Source organism: Streptomyces sp. NPDC045026, assembly GCF_056432625.1.
Genome location: NZ_JBWKIS010000004.1, coordinates 244,328 through 264,482, shown reverse-complemented (window position 1 = coordinate 264,482; position 20,155 = coordinate 244,328). Strand labels below are relative to the sequence as shown.

At 71.6% G+C, this 20,155-nt stretch carries 18 protein-coding genes; 8 read left to right on the top strand and 10 right to left on the bottom strand.

Annotation, left to right across the window (positions count from 1 at the left end):
* Positions 1 to 32: 32 nt before the first annotated feature.
* Complete coding sequence (locus AC07EJ_RS11755; protein WP_389476942.1) at positions 33 to 1,391, bottom strand: aminopeptidase P family protein; 1,359 nt, start codon at positions 1,389 to 1,391, stop codon at positions 33 to 35.
* 236 nt (positions 1,392 to 1,627) lie between these two features.
* Here AC07EJ_RS11755 and AC07EJ_RS11750 point away from each other — a divergent pair, with 236 nt between their 5' ends.
* The 6 genes from AC07EJ_RS11750 (at position 1,628) to AC07EJ_RS11725 (ending at position 7,329) form a co-directional block, all read left to right on the top strand.
* Positions 1,628 to 2,794, top strand: a complete 1,167-nt coding sequence (locus tag AC07EJ_RS11750; protein WP_478884135.1) for an NAD(P)/FAD-dependent oxidoreductase — start codon at positions 1,628 to 1,630, stop codon at positions 2,792 to 2,794.
* Positions 2,791 to 3,123, top strand: a complete 333-nt coding sequence (locus AC07EJ_RS11745) for a (2Fe-2S)-binding protein (protein ID WP_389476560.1) — start codon at positions 2,791 to 2,793, stop codon at positions 3,121 to 3,123. Before AC07EJ_RS11750 ends, AC07EJ_RS11745 begins: the two co-directional genes overlap by 4 nt.
* The gene (locus tag AC07EJ_RS11740; RefSeq protein ID WP_478884134.1) at positions 3,120 to 4,556 is read left to right on the top strand and encodes an FAD-dependent oxidoreductase; all 1,437 of its coding nucleotides are present in this window, start codon (positions 3,120 to 3,122) and stop codon (positions 4,554 to 4,556) included. Before AC07EJ_RS11745 ends, AC07EJ_RS11740 begins: the two co-directional genes overlap by 4 nt.
* Before the next feature lie 49 nt (positions 4,557 to 4,605).
* A complete protein-coding gene (locus AC07EJ_RS11735; RefSeq protein WP_393581615.1) occupies positions 4,606 to 5,502 on the top strand; it encodes a dihydrodipicolinate synthase family protein in 897 nt (298 codons plus the stop codon).
* A gap of 54 nt (positions 5,503 to 5,556) precedes the next feature.
* Positions 5,557 to 6,558 carry a proline racemase family protein gene (locus tag AC07EJ_RS11730; RefSeq protein ID WP_478884133.1) on the top strand — a complete coding sequence of 334 codons (1,002 nt, stop codon included), beginning with the start codon at positions 5,557 to 5,559 and terminating at the stop codon, positions 6,556 to 6,558.
* An 87-nt stretch (positions 6,559 to 6,645) separates the two neighbouring features.
* A complete protein-coding gene (locus tag AC07EJ_RS11725) occupies positions 6,646 to 7,329 on the top strand; it encodes a GntR family transcriptional regulator (protein WP_389476553.1) in 684 nt (227 codons plus the stop codon).
* A 190-nt stretch (positions 7,330 to 7,519) separates the two neighbouring features.
* On the opposite strand, the gene AC07EJ_RS11720 is transcribed toward AC07EJ_RS11725, so the two are convergent.
* Positions 7,520 to 7,954 carry a VOC family protein gene (locus AC07EJ_RS11720; RefSeq protein WP_478884132.1) on the bottom strand — a complete coding sequence of 145 codons (435 nt, stop codon included), beginning with the start codon at positions 7,952 to 7,954 and terminating at the stop codon, positions 7,520 to 7,522.
* 190 nt (positions 7,955 to 8,144) lie between these two features.
* Between AC07EJ_RS11720 and AC07EJ_RS11715 the strand changes: the two genes are divergently transcribed.
* Positions 8,145 to 8,828 carry a DUF6629 family protein gene (locus tag AC07EJ_RS11715; protein ID WP_478884131.1) on the top strand — a complete coding sequence of 228 codons (684 nt, stop codon included), beginning with the start codon at positions 8,145 to 8,147 and terminating at the stop codon, positions 8,826 to 8,828.
* Here AC07EJ_RS11715 and AC07EJ_RS11710 read toward each other — a convergent pair.
* Complete coding sequence (locus AC07EJ_RS11710; protein WP_478884130.1) at positions 8,770 to 10,566, bottom strand: acyl-CoA dehydrogenase; 1,797 nt, start codon at positions 10,564 to 10,566, stop codon at positions 8,770 to 8,772. The two genes, AC07EJ_RS11715 and AC07EJ_RS11710, sit on opposite strands and share 59 nt — an antisense overlap.
* A 190-nt stretch (positions 10,567 to 10,756) precedes the next feature.
* Here AC07EJ_RS11710 and AC07EJ_RS11705 point away from each other — a divergent pair, with 190 nt between their 5' ends.
* Complete coding sequence (locus AC07EJ_RS11705; RefSeq protein WP_389476545.1) at positions 10,757 to 11,185, top strand: hypothetical protein; 429 nt, start codon at positions 10,757 to 10,759, stop codon at positions 11,183 to 11,185.
* Here the strand turns inward: AC07EJ_RS11705 and AC07EJ_RS11700 are convergent.
* The 7 genes from AC07EJ_RS11700 to AC07EJ_RS11670 form a co-directional block, all read right to left on the bottom strand.
* Positions 11,099 to 11,629 carry an HIT family protein gene (locus AC07EJ_RS11700; RefSeq protein WP_478884129.1) on the bottom strand — a complete coding sequence of 177 codons (531 nt, stop codon included), beginning with the start codon at positions 11,627 to 11,629 and terminating at the stop codon, positions 11,099 to 11,101. The two genes, AC07EJ_RS11705 and AC07EJ_RS11700, sit on opposite strands and share 87 nt — an antisense overlap.
* Entirely contained in the window at positions 11,611 to 13,875 is a 2,265-nt protein-coding gene (locus AC07EJ_RS11695; protein ID WP_478884128.1) for a TIR domain-containing protein, read from the bottom strand. Before AC07EJ_RS11695 ends, AC07EJ_RS11700 begins: the two co-directional genes overlap by 19 nt.
* Positions 13,872 to 14,957 (bottom strand): TIR domain-containing protein, encoded by a 1,086-nt coding sequence (locus tag AC07EJ_RS11690; protein ID WP_389476539.1) that lies wholly within the window; start codon positions 14,955 to 14,957, stop codon positions 13,872 to 13,874. The genes AC07EJ_RS11695 and AC07EJ_RS11690 overlap by 4 nt, the downstream gene beginning before the upstream one ends.
* Positions 14,958 to 15,029: 72 nt before the next feature.
* Positions 15,030 to 16,529, bottom strand: a complete 1,500-nt coding sequence (locus AC07EJ_RS11685) for an ABC transporter substrate-binding protein (RefSeq protein WP_389476537.1) — start codon at positions 16,527 to 16,529, stop codon at positions 15,030 to 15,032.
* Positions 16,526 to 18,511, bottom strand: a complete 1,986-nt coding sequence (locus tag AC07EJ_RS11680) for a hypothetical protein (RefSeq protein ID WP_478884127.1) — start codon at positions 18,509 to 18,511, stop codon at positions 16,526 to 16,528. Before AC07EJ_RS11680 ends, AC07EJ_RS11685 begins: the two co-directional genes overlap by 4 nt.
* 201 nt (positions 18,512 to 18,712) lie before the next feature.
* Positions 18,713 to 19,189: a thioesterase family protein gene (locus AC07EJ_RS11675; protein ID WP_478884126.1), complete on the bottom strand. Its 477-nt coding sequence runs from the start codon at positions 19,187 to 19,189 to the stop codon at positions 18,713 to 18,715.
* A complete protein-coding gene (locus AC07EJ_RS11670) occupies positions 19,186 to 20,154 on the bottom strand; it encodes a 3-hydroxyacyl-CoA dehydrogenase NAD-binding domain-containing protein (protein ID WP_478884125.1) in 969 nt (322 codons plus the stop codon). Before AC07EJ_RS11670 ends, AC07EJ_RS11675 begins: the two co-directional genes overlap by 4 nt.
* Position 20,155: the final 1 nt, after the last annotated feature.

Here is a 20,155-nt window from a genome sequence, read left to right as displayed (position 1 = left end):
CCCTTCGGGCTGTTGTCGCAGCTGCGCGGTCTCTACCGCTCACCCGCGAGCGTGCGCATCCATGCCTCGACCTCGTCCGCCGACCGGGGCAGGCCCGCCGACAGGTTCTCCGTGCCGTCGGCCGTGACCAGGATGTCGTCCTCGATCCGCACGCCGATGCCCCGGTACTCCTCCGGCACCGACAGGTCGTCCGGCTGGAAGTACAGACCGGGCTCGACCGTCAGGCACATGCCGGGCTCCAGCGGGCCGCCCACGTACGACTCCGTGCGCGCGGCCGCGCAGTCGTGGACGTCGAGGCCGAGCATGTGGCCGGTGCCCGCCATCGTGAAGCGCCGCTGGAGACCGAGCTGGAAGACCCGCTCGGGGTCACCCTCCAGCAGTCCCCACTCGACGAGCTTGCCCGCCATGTAGCGCTGGGCCGCGTCGTGGAAGTCGCGGTAGGCCGCACCCGGCTTCACGGCGGCGATGCCCGCCTCCTGGGCCTCGTACACCGCGTCGTAGATCTTGCGCTGGAGCGGTGTGAACGTGCCGTTGATCGGCAGGGTGCGCGTCACGTCCGCGGTGTAGAGGGTGTGCGTCTCCACGCCCGCGTCGAGGAGCAGGAGCTCGCCGGGGCGCACGGGGCCGTCGTTCTGCTCCCAGTGCATGATCGTGGCGTGCTCGCCGGCCGCGCAGATCGAGCCGTAGCCGAGGGCGTTGCCCTCCAGGCGGGCGCGGCGGAAGAAGGTGCCCTCGATCCAGCGCTCCGAGGTCGCGATCGCCGTGGCCAACTCCCGTACGACATCGGTGAAACCGCGCACCGTGGAGTCGACGGCCTTGCGCAGCTCGCCGATCTCCCACTCGTCCTTGACCAGGCGCAGGTCGGACAGCGCCTCCTCGAGTCCGGCGTCGCGCTCCTCCTCCGTCGTCACGGCGGCCTCCAGGGCCGGGTCGTGGCCGCGGACGATGCGGGTCGGCACCTCGGGCGCGGCCGACAGCTCGGCGGCGGCGTCGCGGATGTCACGGCAGGGCAGGCCGAGGACCAGTTCGGACTCGGCGAGGCTGCGGCGCCGGCCCATCCACAGCTCGGACGTCATGCCGGTCCAGAACTCGTCGGTGTCCCGGCTGTCGCGGGGGAGCAGGTAGAGGTGGACGTCGTGGCCGCCGCCGGCGCGCGGCTCGAACACGACGGCGCTGTCCCGTGCCTGATCGCCCGTCAGGTGCACATACGCCGAGTAGGGGCGGAAGGGGTAATGGCTGTCGTTCGAGCGGATCTTGAGGTTGCCGGACGGGATCACCAGCCGCTCGCCCGGGAAGCGGGCGGACAGGGCGGTGCGGCGGCGCGCGGCGTGCGGCGCCTGCTCGTCCTGTGACAGGTCGCGCTGCTCGGTGTCGGCCCAGCCCGTCCGCATCAGGGCGGAGAGCTCGTCCGAGAGGCCTGCGTAGAGGCCGTTCTTACGTCCCCCGGACCGGGGCTGGGCCTCGGGCTGGGACGTCGGCTGAGACGTGGGCTGAGACGTGGGCTGTGACCTGGCGTCGGAGGAGGACAAGGTGCACCCTTCTGCTGTTTTCTGCATTGGTTTCGACTGACCTGTCCGTCAGCCTAGTGGTCCTTGGCGAGTCTGGGAACATGTGACATAGTACAGTCGTGACTACGCGGCTGACCTGCGATGTTGTAGTGGTCGGCGCCGGAATGGTGGGCGCGGCCTGTGCTCTCTACGCGGCGCGGGCGGGGCATTCCGTCGTCCTGGTGGACCGCGGCCCCGTGGCCGGCGGCACCACCGGTTCGGGCGAGGGGAACCTGCTCGTCTCCGACAAGGAACCCGGCCCCGAGCTCGAGCTCGCCCTGCTCTCCGCCCGGCTGTGGTCCGAGCTCGCCGCCGAACCGGGCGTGGCCGAGGCCGTCGAGTTCGAGGCCAAGGGCGGCGTCGTCGTGGCGTCGACCGCCGAAGGCCTGGCGGCACTGGAGAAGTTCGCCGTGCGGCAGCGCGACGCCGGTGTCGACGCGCGCGCCGTCACAGCCGACGAGCTCTACGCACTCGAACCGGAACTCGCCCCCGGAATGCCGGGCGGCGTCCACTATCCGCAGGACGCCCAGGTGATGCCCACGCTGGCCGCCGCGCACCTCGTACGGCTTGCGCGCGCGGCGGGGGCCCGGCTGCTGACCGGCGCGCCCGTCACCGCGGTGCTCCGGGGCGCGGACGGAGCCGTCCGAGGCGTCCGCACCGGCCGGGGTGAGATCCACGCCCCCGCCGTCGTGAACGCGGCAGGCACCTGGGGCGGTGAGCTGGCCGCCCTTGCCGGGGTCCACCTGCCGGTGCTGCCGCGGCGCGGCTTCGTCCTCGTCACGGAGCCGCTGCCGCGCCTGGTCCGGCACAAGGTGTACGCCGCCGACTACGTGGCCGACGTCGCGAGCGACTCCGCGGCGCTGCAGACCTCGCCGGTCGTCGAGGGCACCGCGGCCGGTCCCGTGCTGATCGGCGCGAGCCGTGAACGCGTCGGCTTCGACCCCACGTTCTCCCTGCCCGTCGTGCGGTCCCTCGCGGCGGGGGCGGCACGCCTGTTCCCCTTCCTGGAGAACGTCCGTGTGATGCGGTCCTACCTGGGCTTCCGCCCCTACATGCCGGATCACCTGCCGGCGATCGGGCCGGACGCACGCGTACCCGGGCTCTTCCACGCGTGCGGGCACGAGGGTGCCGGCATCGGACTCGCCGCGGGGACCGGGCACTTGATCGCCCAGGTGCTGGGCGGCGGAGGTCCGGACCCCGCGCTCGCGCCGTTTCGCCCGGACCGGTTCCCCGAGGAGGCGTCGTGAACAGCAAGCGCACACCACTGGATCTCGTCAGGGCCGAGCCCGGTCCCGCGCACACCGTCACGTTCGACGGCGCGCAGATCGCGGTGCTGCCCGGGCAGACCGTCGCAGCGGCGCTGTGGTCGGCGGGCGTCACCGCCTGGCGCACCACGCGCGGCACGGGCGAGCGGCGGGGGGTCTTCTGCGGCATCGGCGTCTGCTTCGACTGCCTGGTCACCGTCAACGGCAGGCCCAACCAACGGGCTTGTCTCGTAAGGGCAGAAGCGGGCGACGACATCCGCACGCAGCACGGGACCGGTCACGACAAGGCGTCGGAGGGGGAGGGGCGATGAGCCGTAGCCCCGGTCAAGGGACCGAAGAAGGCACGACGCCCACGCTCGCGGTGATCGGGGCCGGGCCCGCCGGACTCGCCGCCGCACTCGCCGCGAGCCTCCGCGGGAGCCGCGTGACACTGATCGACGCGGGCGCGCAGGCGGGCGGCCAGTTCTACCGCCAGCCCGCCGAGGAACTCGGCGCCCGACGCCCACAGGCGCTGCACCACCAGTGGCGGACCTGGGAGCGCCTGCGGGACGGGCTGGCCGCGCAGGTCGGGGCGGGCCGCATCACTCATCTGACGGATCATCATGTGTGGTGCGTGGAACGGCTCGACGACGAAGCGGGCTTCCGCGTGCACGCGCTGCTCGGCCCCGCGCAGGAAGAGCCGTCCGTGGTACGTGCGGACGCCGTGATCCTGGCGACCGGCGCCTACGAGAAGGTGCTTCCCTTCCCGGGCTGGACACTGCCGGGTGTGATCACCGCGGGCGGCGCGCAGGCCATGCTCAAAGGTGGACTCGTGCTCCAGGGGCGCACGGCCGTGGTGGCGGGCACGGGGCCGCTGCTGCTGCCCGTCGCCGCCGGGCTGGCCGCGGCCGGTGCCGAAGTCGCCGCACTGGTCGAATCCGCCGGGCCCAAGCACGTCACCCGGCACGCGCGCACGCTCTTCGCCCACCCGGACAAGCTGGTCGAAGGCGCCGGGTATCTCGCCGAACTGATGTGTCGCCGCGTGCCGTTGAAGGCCCGGCACGCCGTCGTGGAAGCGCACGGCGACGCCGTGCTCGAAGCCGTCACCATCGCCGCGCTCGACCGCGAAGGGCGGGTCGCGCCGGGCTCCGAGCAGGTCATCGCCTGCGACACCCTCGCCGTCGGCCACGGCCTCCTGCCGCACACGGACCTCGCCGAGGCCCTCGGCTGCGGCCTCGAAGGGACCGCCGTGGCCGTGGACGACGAGCAGCGCACAGACGTCCACGGGGTATGGGCCGCGGGCGAGGCCACCGGCGTGGGCGGCGCCGCCCTCTCGCTCGCCGAGGGGCACATCGCGGGCTGCTCCGCCGCGGCACGGCTCGCGGGTCGCGAACCCGACCCGCGTACGTGGGCGGCGGCAGCCAAGTCCCGTACACAGACACGGGAGTTCAGTGCCACGCTCGACGCCGTCTTCGTGCCGCGTGCGCAATGGGCCGAGCAGGTCACCGGCGACACCGTCGTGTGCCGCTGCGAGGAGGTGACAGCCTCGTCGGTCCGTGAGGCGGTCACCGAACTCGGGGCCACGGACGTGCGCACCGTGAAACTGCTGACCCGGGCCGGAATGGGCTGGTGTCAGGGCCGCATGTGCGGACCGGCGGTCGCCGGGCTCGCGGGATGCGAACTGCGCCCGTCCAGAAGGCCGTTCGCCCGCCCCGTACCCCTTGGGGTGCTCGCCCGGACGGGGGAGGACCTGCCCGACGAGTGAAGCGCACCCGCCCACCGCACCGTCGTACGCCACGAAGGAGAAACAGCCCATGACCACGTCCGAGCGCAGCCCCTGGCACGGCGTTCTCGTAGCCACGCCGCTCCCGCTGAACGACGATCTGTCCGTCAACTACGCCCGATACGCCGAGCATTGCGCCTGGCTCGTCGAGAACGGCTGCGACGGCGTCGTGCCCAACGGATCCCTCGGTGAGTACCAGGTGCTCACGCCGCAGGAGCGCGCGAAGGTCGTCGAGACCGCCGTCGCCGCCGTCGGCGGGGAGCGCGTGATGCCCGGCGTCGCCGCCTACGGATCCGGCGAGGCCTGCCGCTGGGCCGAGCAGGCCAAGGACGCCGGCTGCGCCTCCGTGATGCTGCTCCCGCCCAACGCCTACCGCGCCGACGAGCGTGCCGTCCTCGCCCACTACGAGGCGGTGGCCGCGGTGGGCCTCCCCGTCGTCGCGTACAACAACCCCATCGACACCAAGGTCGACCTGGTGCCCGAGCTCCTCGCCAAGCTGCACCGCGAGGGGTTCGTCCACGGGGTCAAGGAGTTCTCGGGAGACGTGAGGCGGGCCTACCGCATCGCCGAACTCGCCCCGGAACTCGACCTGTTGATCGGTGCCGACGACGTCCTGCTCGAACTCGCCCTGGCCGGCGCCAAGGGCTGGATCGCCGGCTATCCGAACATGCTGCCCGCCGCGTCCGTCGAGCTGTACCGCGCCGCCGTGTCCGGCGACCTCCCCACCGCGACCGCCCTCTACCGCCGGCTCCACCCGCTCCTGCGCTGGGACTCACAGCCCGAGTTCGTCCAGGCCATCAAGCTGTCCATGGACATCATCGGCCGCCACGGAGGCCCCTGCCGCCCGCCGCGCATGCCGCTGATGCCGGACCAGGAGAAGGCGGTGCGCGCCGCCACCGAAGAGGCGGTCGCCGCCGGACTCGTCTGACCGCCCGACCGCACTCACCCACCCCACCGTCCACTCCCAGGAGCAGCTTCCGACATGCGCAGCAAACTCGTCCTGCACGCGGTCGACTCGCACACCGAGGGCATGCCGACACGGGTGATCACCGGCGGCATCGGCACCGTTCCCGGCGCCACGATGAACGAACGCCGCCTGTACTTCCGTGAGCACCGCGACGACATCAAGCAGCTCCTGATGAACGAGCCGCGCGGACACGCCGCGATGAGCGGAGCGATCCTCCAGCCGCCGACCAGGCCCGACTGCGACTACGGCGTCATCTACATCGAGGTCTCCGGCTATCTCCCGATGTGCGGGCACGGCACGATCGGCGTCGCCACCGTCCTCGTGGAGACCGGCATGGTCGAGGTCGTCGAACCGGTCACCACCATCCGCCTGGACACGCCCGCCGGGCTCGTCGTCGCCGAAGTCGCCGTGGAGAACGGCGCGGCGAAGTCCGTCACCCTGCGGAACGTGCCGTCCTTCTCCGTCGGCCTCGACCGCGAGATCACGCTCGCCGACGGGCGCACGGTCACGTACGACCTGGCCTACGGCGGTAACTTCTACGCGATCCTGCCCCTCGACCGGTTCGGCCTGCCCTTCGAGCGCGAACGCAAGGACGACATCCTCGCGGCGGGCCTCGCGCTGATGGACGCGATCAACGCGAAGGACGAGCCCGTACACCCCGAGGACCCGTCCATCCGCGGCTGCCATCACGTCCATCTGTACGCGCCCGGGGCGACCGCCCGGTACTCCCGGCACGCGATGGCGATCCACCCCGGCTGGTTCGACCGCTCACCCTGTGGCACGGGAACGAGCGCGCGCATGGCACAGCTGCACGCGCGGGGCGAACTTCCCCTGCACACCGAGTTCGTGAGCGAGTCGTTCATCGGCACCCAGTTCACCGGCCGACTGCTCGGCACCGCCGACGTGGCCGGGACCCCGGCGGTGCTGCCCAGCTTCACCGGCCGCGCGTGGGTCACCGGCACCGCCCAGTACCTGCTCGACCCGGACGATCCCTTTCCGGCGGGATTCGTCCTCTAGCGCCAGGCCTTTGACACTCGTCCCGCAGCACTCCACCTGCCACGGGATACTTGTGGAACGTGACATGTCATCTAGGAGGACCACCCCATGGCCGACCGGCGCAGCGCCCAGTCCGCCGCTCCCGCCCTGCCCAGCCTCGGGGGGACGCGCAGCAGCTACCGCGAGCGGGTCGCCGACGCGCTGCGCGCCGCACTGATCGCGGGTGAGCTGCGGGCCGGTGAGGTGTACTCGGCGCCCACCCTCGCCGTCCGCTTCGGGGTGTCCGCGACGCCGGTACGGGAGGCCATGCTCGACCTCGCGAAGGAGGGCCTCGTCGACGCGGTGCCGAACAAGGGCTTCCGGGTCACGGCCGTCTCCGAGAAGCAGCTCGACGAGTACAAGCACATCCGCTCGCTGATCGAGATCCCGACCACGGCGGAACTCGCCACCACCGCCGACCTCGCGGCCCTGGAGGCCCTGCGCCCCGTCGCGCGGGAGATCGTCGACGCGGCGGTGGCCGGCGATCTCATCGCGTACGTCGAGGCGGACATCCGGTTCCACCTGGGGCTGCTCGCCCTTTCAGGCAACGAGCACCTGGTCGAGGTGGTCGGCGACCTGCGCAAGCGCTCCCGGCTCTACGGGCTGAACGCGCTGGTGGAGGCAGGTCGCCTGGAGGCGTCGGCCGAGGAGCACCTGGAGATCCTCGACGCCCTCGTCGCCCGTGACGAGGACGCGGTGCGCGCGGTCATGACCCGCCACCTCGGGCATGTACGCGGACTCTGGGCCAGCTAGGGCCTCTCGTTTGGATCATGCCGGGCTCGCGGGGTCTGGCACCGCACCTCGCCGCGTTGTCGTCACTCGCCGACTCCCCCAAGCTCTCGGCTTCGCTCGAGCAGGGGGCACCCCCATGCCCCCGCTCCCTGACCCGGCCTGATCCAAACGAAAGCCCCTAGGCCACCCCGTGGGCGCCGTTCGCGGGCCCTCAGTCGAGACAGAACTCGTTGCCCTCGATGTCCTGCATCACGAGGCACGACTCGTTGTACTCATCGGCGAGCAGGAGCTGCACGCGTGCCGCGCCGAGCGGGATCAGCCGGGCACATTCGGCCTCAAGCGCGGCCAGGCGCTCTTCGCCTTCGAGCCCGGTGCCGACCCGCACGTCGAGATGCACCCGGTTCTTGACGACCTTGCCTTCGGGAACCCGCTGGAAATACATGCGCGGGCCAACACCAGTGGGATCCATGCAGACGAACCCCGCGCCCTGACGCTCGGGCGGCTGCGTGCGTTCGAAATCGTCCCAAGTGGCAAACCCCTCCGGGGGCGGCGGCACGACGTACCCCAGCACCTCGCACCAGAAACGGGCGACGCGCTCAGGTTCTGCGCAGTCGAAGGTGACCTGGAACTTCTTGATCGACGTCATCGGGCCATCGTAGAGGCGGGGTCCTTCGTCGTCTCCACGGGTCCGCTCCCAAGTCCCGATGCTCCTCAACTCCCTTATCCCGCCGCACGCCGTGTCGGCGCGGCCGGTGGCGGCACGCGGCGTCGTAGCGTGGCCGCACCGCGGACGGCGACGGGCGTCGGCGCGCGACCCGGAACCGTGGTGATGTGGCATGTGCTGGAGCGCGACGGCCGACCTCGTGGCCGGCACCGCGACCGCCGCCGTGGGAGCCGGCTGCGTCGCACGGGCGGTCCGCGCCCGGCGGCCCCGCGACCTGCCGCTCGCCGCGCTGCCGCTGCTGCTTGGCGCCCATCAGATCGTCGAGTCCGTCCTGTGGCGATCCGGGGGCGGGTCGGGGCCCGCCACTGTGGCCTGGGCCGTGATCGCCCTCCCGGTCCTGGCGCTGTGGGTGCCCGCCGGGGTCATCTGCGCGGCGCCCCGCCGCGCCCGCGGTCGGCTGCTGATCCCGCTCGCGGCCGGGGCCGTGACCGCGGCGGGACTCACGTACGCCCTGGCGACCCGGACGGTGACGGCCGAGATCCGCGGTCACACCGTGGGGTACACCCTGGGGTTGCCGCACGCCGGGCTCCTGGTCGCCGGGTACCTCCTGGCCACGGTCGGCTCGCTGCTCCTGTCCGCCGACCGCGGCCTCGTGCTGCTCGGTGTGCTGGTCGCGGCCGGCGCGGCGGTCTGTGTCGCGCTGTGGCGGTGGGAGTTCGTCTCGACGTGGTGCGCGTTCGCGGCCGTCTGCTCCGTCTTCCTTCTGCGGTGGACGGGCCGCCGCGCCGATCAGCCGGTCAGAAGGCGTCCTCCGCGAGGTCGACGGCCGTCCGGTCCAGGGACTCCAGCAGGCTGAACTGAGCCTCGGTCTTGGGCAGTTCATACCGGAAGAAGTAGCGGCACGCGCCGCGCTTGCCCTCGTGGACGGCCTCCTTGCCGGGCGCCGCCGCGAGCAGCTGCTCCAGCCACATCCAGGCGACGACGACGTGCCCGACGGCTTCGAGGTAGGCGCTCGCGTTGGCCAGGGCGGTCTCCGGGTCGCCGGTCGACCACAGGCGCTGGGTCACGGCGACCGCACGGCGTACCGCGGTGTCGAGCAGGGCGCCGTACTCGGCAGCCTCTCCGCCGGCTTCGGCCGCGCGGGCGGTCGTCGCCGTGATCCGCTCCACGAGCAGGCGAAGCCCGGCCCCGCCGTCCATGACGACCTTGCGCCCGAGCAGGTCGAGACCGTGGATGCCGTGCGTGCCCTCGTGGATGGGGTTGAGCCGGTTGTCCCGGTAGAACTGCTCGACGTTGTACTCGCGGGTGTAGCCGTAGCCCCCGTGCACCTGGATCGCGAGGCTGTTGGCCTCCAGGCACCACTGCGACGGCCAGCTCTTGGCGATCGGGGTGAGCACGTCGAGCAGCAGCCTGGCGGCGGCGCGGGCCTCGGGCGTGGCGCCGGTGTGCTGCTCGTCGAGCAGCCGCCCGCAGTACAGGGTGAGCGCCAACGCGCCCTCCACGTAAGCCTTCTGGGCCAGCAGCATCCTGCGGACGTCGGCGTGCGCGAGGATCGGGACCTGCGGGGCGGCCGGGTCCTTGCCCGCGAGGGGGCGGCCCTGCGGGCGCGTGCGGGCGTAGTCGAGGGCGTGCAGGTAGCCGGTGTAGCCGAGAGCGGTGGCGCCGAGGCCGACGCCGATCCGGGCCTCGTTCATCATATGGAACATGTAGGCGAGCCCGCGGTTCTCCTCGCCGACGAGGTATCCGACGGCGCCCGGCGCGCCGCCCGGCCGGTGGGCGCCCTCACCGAAGTTGAGGAGAGCGTTCGTCGTGCCCCGGTAGCCCATCTTGTGGTTGAGGCCCGCCAGGACCACGTCGTTGCGCTCGCCCGGCGAACCGTCCTCGCGGACCAGGAACTTGGGGACGATGAACAGCGACAGGCCCTTCACGCCGGCAGGACCGTCGGGGGTCCTGGCGAGCACGAGGTGCACGATGTTCTCCGACAGTTCGTGCTCGCCGCCGGAGATCCACATCTTGTTCCCGGAGAGGCGGTAGGTCCCGTCCTCCTGCCGCTCGGCCCGCGTACGGACATCGGCGAGCGACGATCCCGCCTGCGGCTCCGAGAGGCACATCGTGCCAAGGAAGCGGCCCTCCACCATGGGGCGCACGTAGGTGTCGATCTGCTCCTTCGAGCCGTGCGCGAGGATGAGGTTCGCGTTGCCCATCGTGAGGAACGAGTACGCGGACGTACCCACGTTCGCGGCCTGGAACCAGGCGAAGCACGCGTCGGCGACCACCGACGGCAGCTGCCCGCCGCCCACCTCGTAGTCCATGGCGCTCGCGATGAGCCCTGACTCGCCGAAGACCCTGAGCGCCTCCTTCACCTCGGGGATGGTGTGCACCCGCTCCCCGTCGAAGGTCGGCTCCTGCGCGTCGTTCTTCTTGTTGTGCGGGGCGAAGTGCCGCGTCGCGATCTGCTCGCTGAGTTCGAGCGCCGCGTCGAAGGTCTCGCGGGAGTGGTCCGCGTACCGCTCCCGGGACGTGAGCGCACAGACGTCGAGCCACTCGTACAGCAGGAACTCGACGTCGCGGCGGGACAGCAGCAGGGATGCCATGCGTTTACTCCAGGCGCACTGGTGGTGACGGGCGGTACCGAACCACGGGGCCGGCGGGCCCCGCGCAACCAGCGTACTAAGCAGTTGCTTATTTCGGCCAGTAAGTGACGGGGGTACCAGTAGGTGACGGGGGCAACGGCGCCACGTGCGCCCGGTCGCTGGGTAGGGTTCCGCCCGAAGGGGGAATGCCGTGACAGCGGAACCTGCGAGCCGGACAGTTCTGGACGACGGGCAGATCAGACACCTCGAACTGATCCAGGCCGTCGTCGCGCGGATGGGCAACAACTCGTTCCTGATCAAGGGCTGGGCTCTGACCCTGATGGGCGCGCTGCTCGCCTTCGCCGCCGGGAACGCGAGCCGGACGGTGGCGGCCACGGGCTTCGTCCCCATCGTGGCGTTCTGGCTGCTCGACGGGTACTTCCTGTACAAGGAGCGACTGTTCAGGCGGCTCTACGACAAGGTGCGGAGGCCGGGCGGTGACATAGAGCCGTTCAGCCTCGACGCGAGCGGCGGCGCGGAGCGTGCCGGGGCGCTACGGGCCGCGGGTTCCCTGACGGTCGCCCTCTTCTACGGCGGCCTCGCCCTGGCCCAACTCATCGCCCTGGTCGTCCTGTTGTAGGGCTCTGGACAACCGGCTCGCCGCCTCGTCCAGGGCGAGGGGTGACCCGTCGGCGGGGGCGGGCCAGATGGCGCCCATCCGGTCGTCCGTGAACCGTGGGACCACGTGGACGTGCAGGTGCGGCACGGTCTGGGTCGCGGCGGCCCCCGAGGACTGGATGACGTTCAGCCCGTCGGGCCGGAACACCGCACGTACGGCGTGCGCGACCCGAAGTACCGTACTGCTCACCGCTGTTGCCGTGGCCCCGTCCAGGTCCCAGATGTCCTCCAGGTGGCGCCGCGGCACGACGAGGACGTGGCCGGGATGGACCGGGCGCAGCGGCAGGAAAGCGATGACGTCCTGGCCCGTGCTGACCAGGCGCGCCGGTCCCGTACCCGCGGCGATCCGGCAGAACGGGCAGTCGCGCGCGGGTCTTCGGTTCGGGGTCACGTGTGGTGAGGCCATGCCGCGACAATACGGTCCACGAGGTGGTGCACTGCGGTCACGGTCTCGTCGGGGGCGTCCGCGCCGCCGGGGTCGACCAGCGTGAGCGCACGGGCCATGGCGCGGAACAGGTCCGGGGTGGACTGGTCGTAGGCGAAGTTCACCAGGAGGTGCACCCGTCTCCTGAGCGGGTCGACGAACTGCGTGACCGCCGGATGGTGCACCTCGTCGACGTCCCGGAGCACGGCCTCGACCCACGGTGTGTACCGCGTGGGCTCGCGCAGCGGGCCGGTCGTGAGGGCCTCGATGAGCCGGGTCTTGTCGGAGCCCGATGGGGGAGTGGACGCGGGTGGGGGCGTTGTGGGGCGTACCGAGGGCCGGGGCTGGTCGGGGGAGACACGAGGGTCCGGCACGAGGGAGGGCCCAGGGGACTGGTCGGCCCGCTCGCGAGGCGCCGGATCAGGTTCCGGTTCGGGCTCAGGCCTCGGCTTTGGCTGCGACTCCGGGTCGGGTTGTGGATCGGGGTCCGGATGGGGATCGGGATGCGGCTGGGCGCCGCTCACGCCAGGGCCCGAGCCCGCTTTCGAGCCCGGCAGCGACGTGTCCCCCGTGTCCCACTCGCCGAACGCGAGCGGAATGTCCCGCACGGCGTCCGCTTCGAGCGCCGGAAGGTCTCGGTCCGCCGCTTCGATCATGGTGTCGGCGAGCCTGCGGATGAAGGCCGCGGCCTTCTTCTTGTCCTCGCGGAGCAGGTCGATCAGGTTGTCCGGGGCTCTGCTCCCGCCGAACAGCGCGGGCGAGCTGTACTGGATGGACGCGAGATCCTTGGGGAGCGGGCCGCGGGGCTTGACCCAGAACAGCGGCAGGATGGCGACCGGCTCGTCGCCCGGCGAACGCCCGGCACGGCGGGCACGCTCCGTCATCACGGCCCACTCCCGCCGGCACCACTCGCTCTCGAAGTAGTCCGCGGTGATCAGCGCGACCAGCAGCCGTGTCGAGCGGATCGCCTCGACCATCGGTTCCCGCCAGGTCAGGCCGAGTTGGAGACTGCGGCGGTCCAGGAATCCCGTACTCGTCACGTTGCGGCCGCGCTTGATGCGCAGCTCCTGTTCGAGCTGTTCGTGGAACTCGGCGACGTGCTCCTGATCGTCCTCCCGGTTCGCGTAGCTGGTGAAGAAGAACGGGGCATCGGCGGGGCGTGGGGGCAGCACTGCGCGTATCGGCTCCTTGTTCTCGTTCCAGTTCGCCGCCGCCGGGCCGATCAGCGCCCGGACGAGCTGCGCCTCGTGCCGGCCGGTCTTGTCCTCGAAGGCTTTGGCGAGGGCCAGCAGGACATCGGGCGCGTCGCGGCTGAGGGCGATGGACACCAGGCCGACGACGCGCGTGCGGATGGTCTCCGTCTCCGACGGCAGGCTGGACGACACCGTCGCCCGCCGGTCGATGGCCTTGATCCAGGCGCGGTAGCTGGGCAGGTCCCGGCAGACCGGTGAGGACAGCAGGGTGTCGATGAGCGTCTCCCGGTCCTGGGCGCTCATCCGCACATGGCCCGACGGCTGCGGCGGTGCGGGCCGCGCGGGCGGGGGCGCGAGCCGGACGGCGTCGGCGAGCGCGACACACGCGGCGGGCGGCGTGCCCCGCCGGATCTGCTCGGCCACGGCGATGATCTGCTGCGGATGTCCCGCGAACGTCCGGGCGAGATCCTCGGCCACGGGCTGTCTGATCTCGGCCAACTGACGGAAGAGACTGGCCACTTCGGACGGGTCGAGATCGCCGACGGGCAGCCGGGCGTCCTCGTCCCACGCCGAACCCCGCGGCCGGGACGTGACCAGGATCCGGGCGTCGCCGGCCGGGAAGAGGTCCTGGACCCGGTCGGGATCGGCCACGTTGTCGTACAGGAGCAGCCACTTGTCGTCGGGGCGCTCGGGGATCTGCGCCACGCGCAGGACCTCGCGGTACCGGGTGTGCAGCTCGTCCGTCCCGCGCTCGATCAGCTGCCGCAGCCGGCCGAGATCGCTCTCGTGGGAGCAGTTGAACCACCAGGCCACGCGGTAGCGCATGCGGTAGCGATGGCAGTAGGTGATGGCCGCCTCCGACTTGCCGTACCCGTGCCGACGGTCGGCCGGGTCGTGCAGGAGGACCGCACGGTGGTCCTCGAACAGGTCGTGGATGGCGGCGATCTCTTCGTCACGGCCGACGAACGGGGTCGCCTGGACCGGAAGGTTCGATATCGGCGGAGGATCGGTTGCGGAACGTCTCGACCCGGTCAACGCGCTCCCCCCGCAGGGTCGCGGGGCGCCGCACCCACCGGGTCTGTGACCCCTTCGCGGAGCCGTTCGGCCTGGTCGGGACCGGAGCCCTCCAGCGCGAGGACCTTGACCCCGCGTACGAGTACGGGCCGGGGCGCCGCGTCGATCTGTACGGCGACGAGCCAGGACGGGTCGGAGGCGGGCGGGGTGAAGGCGCTCTCCCAGTCGGTGGGGGCGGTGTTCCCGGCGTCGAAGTAGCTACGGGAGAAGACGACCACGACCCGGTCGGCGCCGTCCCGTGCCCGCTCCACGGCCTGCGACAGGGTCTCGCGGCCGACGCGCCAGCGCCGCTGCCGCACGGCGTGGCCCTCCTCGCGGAGCACGTCGTCCATCCAGTCGGCCCACGCCTGGTCGGCGCCGACGTAGCTGATCGCGACCGAGCGGGGCTCACCGGCGGCGCTCTCGTGCCGGGGATCCGGCTGCTCGGGCACCCTGAGTCCGGGGCGGGCCGGTCCGGCCGCGCCGTACGCGGAGCCGAACGCGGGGAGCGTGTCGCGCGCTTCGTCGGAACCGAGCGGTTCGAGCCCGGCACGCCCGGCGTCCAGGATGTTCTTGGCCAGCTGCTCGACGAACACGTAGTACCGCTCGTCGGCGCCCGGGTCGGACGACGACACCAGGGTCTGAAGGCCCTGCCCCCTGAGCCAGTCGAAGGCGCCGGGCCCGGGGAACGACTCGGAGCGGCGCACCGCCTGCGGGATCAGCCGGTCGGCCACGGGCTTCCAGCAGACCGGGATGAGGCACCCGGGGACCTGGATGCCCGCGGTGTTCGCGCGGTGGCGCATCCGGGCCTGGATGACGGCCCATTCGAGGCCGCAGCCGCGGTCCTGGAAGTATCTCGGGGAGTACAGCGCGATCATCACGCCGGCCTTGGTGATGGCGCTGCTCGGCGCCGTGTCGGGGTTCATCGCCGCGCCGAGCGCGCCGCTGATGCCGTAGCCCTCCTGCGCCCGCAACCGGTACTCCAGATCGGCGTGGAAGCGGGTGAGCGCCGGCCAGCCGTCGCCGCGGGTGCAGCTCGTGTAGAAGAAAGCGGATGGATCCACACGCCCTCGCAAACGTCGGCCCGTTCAACACCTTTGAGAATAGGCCGGGTTGAACGCCGTGGATACGGTGACCTACCTGCCCGAGGCCGGTTTGCCGCCCGGCGCCGACACGTCGACCAGCTCCGACGTGCCCTTCGGCGTGAGCCGCAGGATCGGGACCGCCTTGTCGCGCGGGTCCCCGTTGTCCTTGAACGACAGGAAACCACTCGCACCGGGCACCTTGCGGTCCCCGTCGAGCTGGAGGAACATCCGGCCGACCGAGCGCCCCGTCACCTCGCCCTGCCAGTTGGACGCCATCCGGATGGCCTGCGCCGCGGTGAGCACGGCGTCGTGGCCCATGATGTCCTGGCCGTCGTAACGGGCGTCGCCGGGGAACCACTTGTCGAGGGTGCCGCCCGGCTGGAAGCTGCCGGCCGACGGGCCCGACACCGCGCCCGGGTCGTTGCGCCACATGTCCGCGTGGGCGAGACCCGTGTAGAGCATGGTCACGCCCGTGCGCGCGGCGGCGTCGAGTTCCTTGGGCGTCAGGTTCGTCGTGTCGTCGCCGGTCAGCACGGTGAAGTTCCGCGACTGGCAGGTCCGGTTGGCGAGCGCGTTAAGGAAGTGCGACAGATGGCGTCCGCGCCCGGCGAAATAGACCACTTCGGGCCGCTCGCCGCACAACTGCTCGGCGGTGTAGTGGAGTTCGTTGGGCCAGGCGGAGGGTACCGAGGAGTCGTACGTGATGCGGTCCGCGACGAGGCGGTGGTCCTTGTCCGGGTACTCCTCGCTGAACGCCTCGCCGAGGGTGGACGCGTAGAGGTCGTCCTTGTCGGCGTCCTGAATGACGACGGCGGTGCGGTACTTGTTCTTCTGCCGCTTGAGGTACGCGGCGCCCGCCCGCGCCTCGTCCGCGTTGGTCGGCGCGACCCGCACGAAACCCTGTATGCCCTTGATGTCGGTCGCCGTCATGATGCTGGAGACCGTGGCGATGCCGTTCTCCGACAGCTTGCGCAGCGCCGCGACGTTCGGGCCGGTGCTCGGGCCGAGGCCCGCGACGGCGACGAGCCGGTCGGGGGCGCTCTTGAGGGCGATCAGCTTGTCGACGGCGTTCTCCCAATGGCGCGCCGCGCTCCCGGTGTTGGCGACGAGCAGCCGGATCTTCGGGGACGCGGCGAGGTCGCCCGTGTTGTGCCGGATCTGCGCGAGATAGGCACCTTCGAGCTCGTGCCGTACGGAGTCCTCGGAGTTGCTGTCGTCGTCGGTGACGGTGAAGGAGGTGAGGTAGGCGACGGTGACGTACGGGTCCGTGCCGCGGTGGTCGTAGACCCGCTTGTTCTCCTCCTCGATCTTCTTCTCGACCCGCTTGAGATGTCCGGCGAACGTGTACGAGCCGTCGGTGACACCCACGCACTCCCGGTCCGGCTCCACATGCGTCACCCCGTCGGCGCAGCGGGCACGGGCGTCCGAGACCTTGTCGGAGATCACGAACCCGGCGACGGAGAGCACCACGGCGAGCGCCACACCGGCCGCGACCAGCTTCACCGTCCGCCAGGACCACTCGCGCCACCGCGGCAGGCTCAGCGGGCTCATGTCCCGCTCCCCAGTATCGGCGGCGTACGGGTGGGTGTCGTGAGCCGGTAGCGCTCCGCCTCGTTGACCAGGGCCACGTTGTAGTTCCTCCACAGTCGGGACAGGTGCACGAAGCCGTCGGCGAGGACCGGGCTGAGCTGCCTGCCGGGATCTGTCAGCGGGTCGCTCCACAGCCAGCGCGCCACCACCAGGTCGCGGATCACGGCGGGGACGGTGACCTGGTCGCCCGGGTCGGACGGCGCGAGGCGGGCCCGCAGCTCCAGCGGGCCGCCGGGGTGGACGAGCCGGTTGGGGGCCGAGGTGATGGTGTGGAAGGCGCTGAGCCATTCCTCCGTCCGTGCTGTGTTGCGCAGGGTGACGAGATGGTCGGCGACCTCGTCGACCTTCTCCAGCGCGAGAAGGTGGTAGAGCTCCTGAACGCGATGCTCCCCGTTCGCGTAATGCTCTGCGAGGACCTCGTGCGCGGTGTCCCAGGCGCCGGCCCGTCCGGCCAGGTGCCACAGCAGCATCCGCCGGAGCCAGGGATGGAGGGACAGGGTGCCCGGAGCGCTCAGCAGCCAGCGGCTGCGGATGTCGGTGAACAGCTCCGCGCCGCGGCCGAGGAGCTGCGCCCCGACGAACAGGTCCTCGGCGGCGGCGCATTGGGCGAGGCGGTCCCGGTCCGCGGCGTCGAAGTCGGCGAGCAGGTCGTCGAGCGCGGCGTCCACGAGGAACGGCTTGCGTCCTCCGGCCGACACGGTCCGGTGCGGAAGGTCGCGCAGCCAGAGGTTCTGCTGCGGTCCGGGCACCTGGGGCACGTTCGGCCCGCCGAGCGCTTCGAAGACCTGCTGGACGGCCTTGGGCAGCCCGCCGGTGAGCCGGTGGACGAACGGCGCGAGCGTGGTGAACGGCGTCAGCTCGGGGTGCGTGTTGAGCTGCTGCTCGACATGGATGCGCACCTCGTCGCGGTCCAGGTCGCGCATGCGCAGCGGATACCACCAGGTGTCCTGGCCGTCCCCGGAGGGGCGGTGCTCGTGCCAGTCGGCGAGCGAGGCCCGGTCGGGCTCGCGCGGCTGCCACGGCCACTCCTCGCCGGTCGCCGGGCCCCAGCGGGGCAGCCACCGGTTGCAGCCCGCGACGACGGACAGCGGGTCGCACGGGCGGCGCCCGAGAACCGTGTCGTCGTGCCGCGCCTGGAGCAGCAGATCGAGGAACTCGCGGCCGTGGTCGGTGTGCGTCTCGTCGAGCAGCAGCAGATACGAGCGCGGCCGGAAGGCCCCCTTGACGCTGGTGCGCAGGTCTTCCAGGAAGGCGGAGCACAGGAGTTGGTCGAGCCGGAGCTTGTCGCGCTCGTCGCCCTGGTGGCGCCAGCGGTTGAGTTCGAGCAGCGACTCCCACGGGTCGGAGCTGTGGGTGAGGCGGTGCTGTCCGAACCAGGCGGCAGCCGAGTGGTCCCAGCGCCCGGCCCACGACCGCGCGGACGTGTCCGTCGCCGCGGCGAGCAGCGCACGGGCGCTGCGGCTCGCGCCGTCAGGAGCGTCGATCGAGGCCTGAGCGACCGTCAGATAGGCGCCCAGATAGTCGCCGTGCTGGTGCCTGGCCTTCTTCTCCAGGTCCGTGAGGGCGCCCCTGATGCCGCGCTGCCCGCCGGTGAGGGCCTGGTGCGGCAGGCCCTGGTCGGAAGCCAGCAGTCCGAGGGCGAGACGCGGGAACGCCGTGTGACGGTAGCTCGGCAGATTCCGCGCCAGCTGCCGGGCGAGCAGGCCGAGGGCGTAGCGCGGCAGCAGCTCCTGGCCCGACGTGAACTTGACGTATCCGAAGGGGTATTGGGTCCCGAACTGTTCCATCAGGACGCACAGCAGCTCGCTGGTGCCGCTGCCGCGTGGCCCGAGCAGCATGGTCAGCGGACGCTCCGCGGCGCGGTCGAGCGCGAGCGTCGACTCCACGAGCGAGACGATGCCTCCGCGCCCACGCACGCCGGTGACTGCCGAGTGCTCCGTCACGGCCCCTGCCCCCTCGTATCTCGGTGATCTGCAGGGCATCAGTGCAGCGAGAATGCCACATGAGGCATTCCGTGACGTCAAGTATTCGGGTTTCCCGCGGAGTTGGCTGATCTTTACATGCAACTGGCCGCTGACGGTGCCCTGACGACCCGCGCTCCCGAGCCGGGGCGCGGGTCGTCACCGTGTGCTCTCACCGCGTGCTCACACCTGCGCGATGGACCGTCCCGCCCAGTCAGGGGTTTCCTCGGTCAGCGCGGTGAAGCGCTCGCGGACCTCGTCGGGGAACGGCGCCGCGCGCCCCGCCTTCTGGTCGACGTGCACGGCGAGCAGCTCCGTCGTGGCGACCGGCTGCGCGTCCTCGGCCGGTTGGGCGCCCGGGGCCGTGACGACGTACAACTCGTGGGTGAAGCGGGCCTTCTTGGCCGCCGCGCCCAGGACCCGGGTGCGGACGGCGAGGGCCGCCCCCTCCGGGACGTCGCGCAGATAGCGCAGGTGCGACTCGACCGTGTACAGGGAACAGCCGGTGGACTCGCGGTACCCGGAGTGCAGGCCCGTCTCGATCATCAGCGCGTCGGTGGCGTGCCCGAAGACGAGGACGTAGAACGCCTCGCTCATGTGGCCGTTGTAGTCGATCCACTCGGCACGCACGGTGCTGTGCAGCAGCGGCAGCGAGGTCACTTGCCCGCCTCCTTCCGGGCGCCGGGCAGGCGGCCCGTCGCCCGCAGTACGTCGATGACGCCCTGGTCGCGCTCGGCCACGAGGTCGGCGATGGTCCGCCCGGCCGCCGCGTCGTCGCAGCCGGCGACCACGGAGTCGTACAGCGCCTTGTCGAGCTCGGGTGCTTCGAGGCGGGTCCAGGGTGACTTCAGCGAGGGACCGAAGTGGTCCAGCATGTGCGCCATTCCGCCCTCGCCGCCCGCGAGCGCGAACGTCAGCATCGGGCCCATGAACGCCCAGCGCAGGCCGGGACCCTCGGTGATGGAGTCGTCGATCTCCTTCACGGTGGCCTCGCCGTTGGCGACCATGTGCAGGGCCTCGCGCCACAGCGCTTCCTGGAGGCGGTTGGCTATGAAGCCGGGCACCTCGCGGTCCATGGTGATGACGGACTTGCCCGCCACCTCGTAGAAGCGGGAGGCCCACGCCACCGCCTCGGCCGAGGTCCGCTCGCCGCCGACCACTTCGACCAGCGGGATGAGGTACGGCGGGTTGAACGGGTGCCCGACGACGAGGCGGCCCGCGCCCTCGGCATCCGTCTGCATGTCCGACATCGGATAGCCGGACGTGGACGAGGCGATGACGACTCCGGGCGGCGTCGCGGCATCCAGCCGGGCCAGCAGCTCGCGCTTGAGCTCCAGCTTCTCCGGGGCGCTCTCCTGGACGAACTCGGCGTCCGCCACGGCCTCTTCGAGCGTGGCGGTCACCGTGAGACGGTGAGTGGACGCCCCGTCGGCGAGACCCAGCTGCGTGAGCGCGGGCCACGCGGCATCGACCAGGCGGCGCAGCCGCAGCTCCGCGTCGGGTGCCGGGTCCCAGGCCGTGACGTCGTAGCCGCGGGCCAGGAAGTGGGCGACCCAGCCGCCGCCGATCACACCGGCGCCCACGCAGGCGACGCGGGTCACGTTCTCGGGTTCGGGTGACGTCATG

Excerpts from the sequence above, each read along its gene's own strand:
- AC07EJ_RS11735 (WP_393581615.1), top strand. The coding sequence starts at position 4,606 with ATGACCACGTCCGAGCGCAGCCCCTGGCACGGCGTTCTCGTAGCCACG.
- AC07EJ_RS11740 (WP_478884134.1), top strand. The coding sequence starts at position 3,120 with ATGAGCCGTAGCCCCGGTCAAGGGACCGAAGAAGGCACGACGCCCACG.
- AC07EJ_RS11700 (WP_478884129.1), bottom strand. The coding sequence starts at position 11,629 with ATGGCCTCACCACACGTGACCCCGAACCGAAGACCCGCGCGCGACTGC.
- AC07EJ_RS11670 (WP_478884125.1), bottom strand. The coding sequence starts at position 20,154 with ATGACGTCACCCGAACCCGAGAACGTGACCCGCGTCGCCTGCGTGGGC.
- AC07EJ_RS11730 (WP_478884133.1), top strand. The coding sequence starts at position 5,557 with ATGCGCAGCAAACTCGTCCTGCACGCGGTCGACTCGCACACCGAGGGC.
- AC07EJ_RS11710 (WP_478884130.1), bottom strand. The coding sequence starts at position 10,566 with ATGGCATCCCTGCTGCTGTCCCGCCGCGACGTCGAGTTCCTGCTGTAC.
- AC07EJ_RS11720 (WP_478884132.1), bottom strand. The coding sequence starts at position 7,954 with ATGACGTCGATCAAGAAGTTCCAGGTCACCTTCGACTGCGCAGAACCT.
- AC07EJ_RS11725 (WP_389476553.1), top strand. The coding sequence starts at position 6,646 with ATGGCCGACCGGCGCAGCGCCCAGTCCGCCGCTCCCGCCCTGCCCAGC.
- AC07EJ_RS11715 (WP_478884131.1), top strand. The coding sequence starts at position 8,145 with ATGTGCTGGAGCGCGACGGCCGACCTCGTGGCCGGCACCGCGACCGCC.
- AC07EJ_RS11755 (WP_389476942.1), bottom strand. The coding sequence starts at position 1,391 with ATGCGGACGGGCTGGGCCGACACCGAGCAGCGCGACCTGTCACAGGAC.
- AC07EJ_RS11685 (WP_389476537.1), bottom strand. The coding sequence starts at position 16,529 with ATGAGCCCGCTGAGCCTGCCGCGGTGGCGCGAGTGGTCCTGGCGGACG.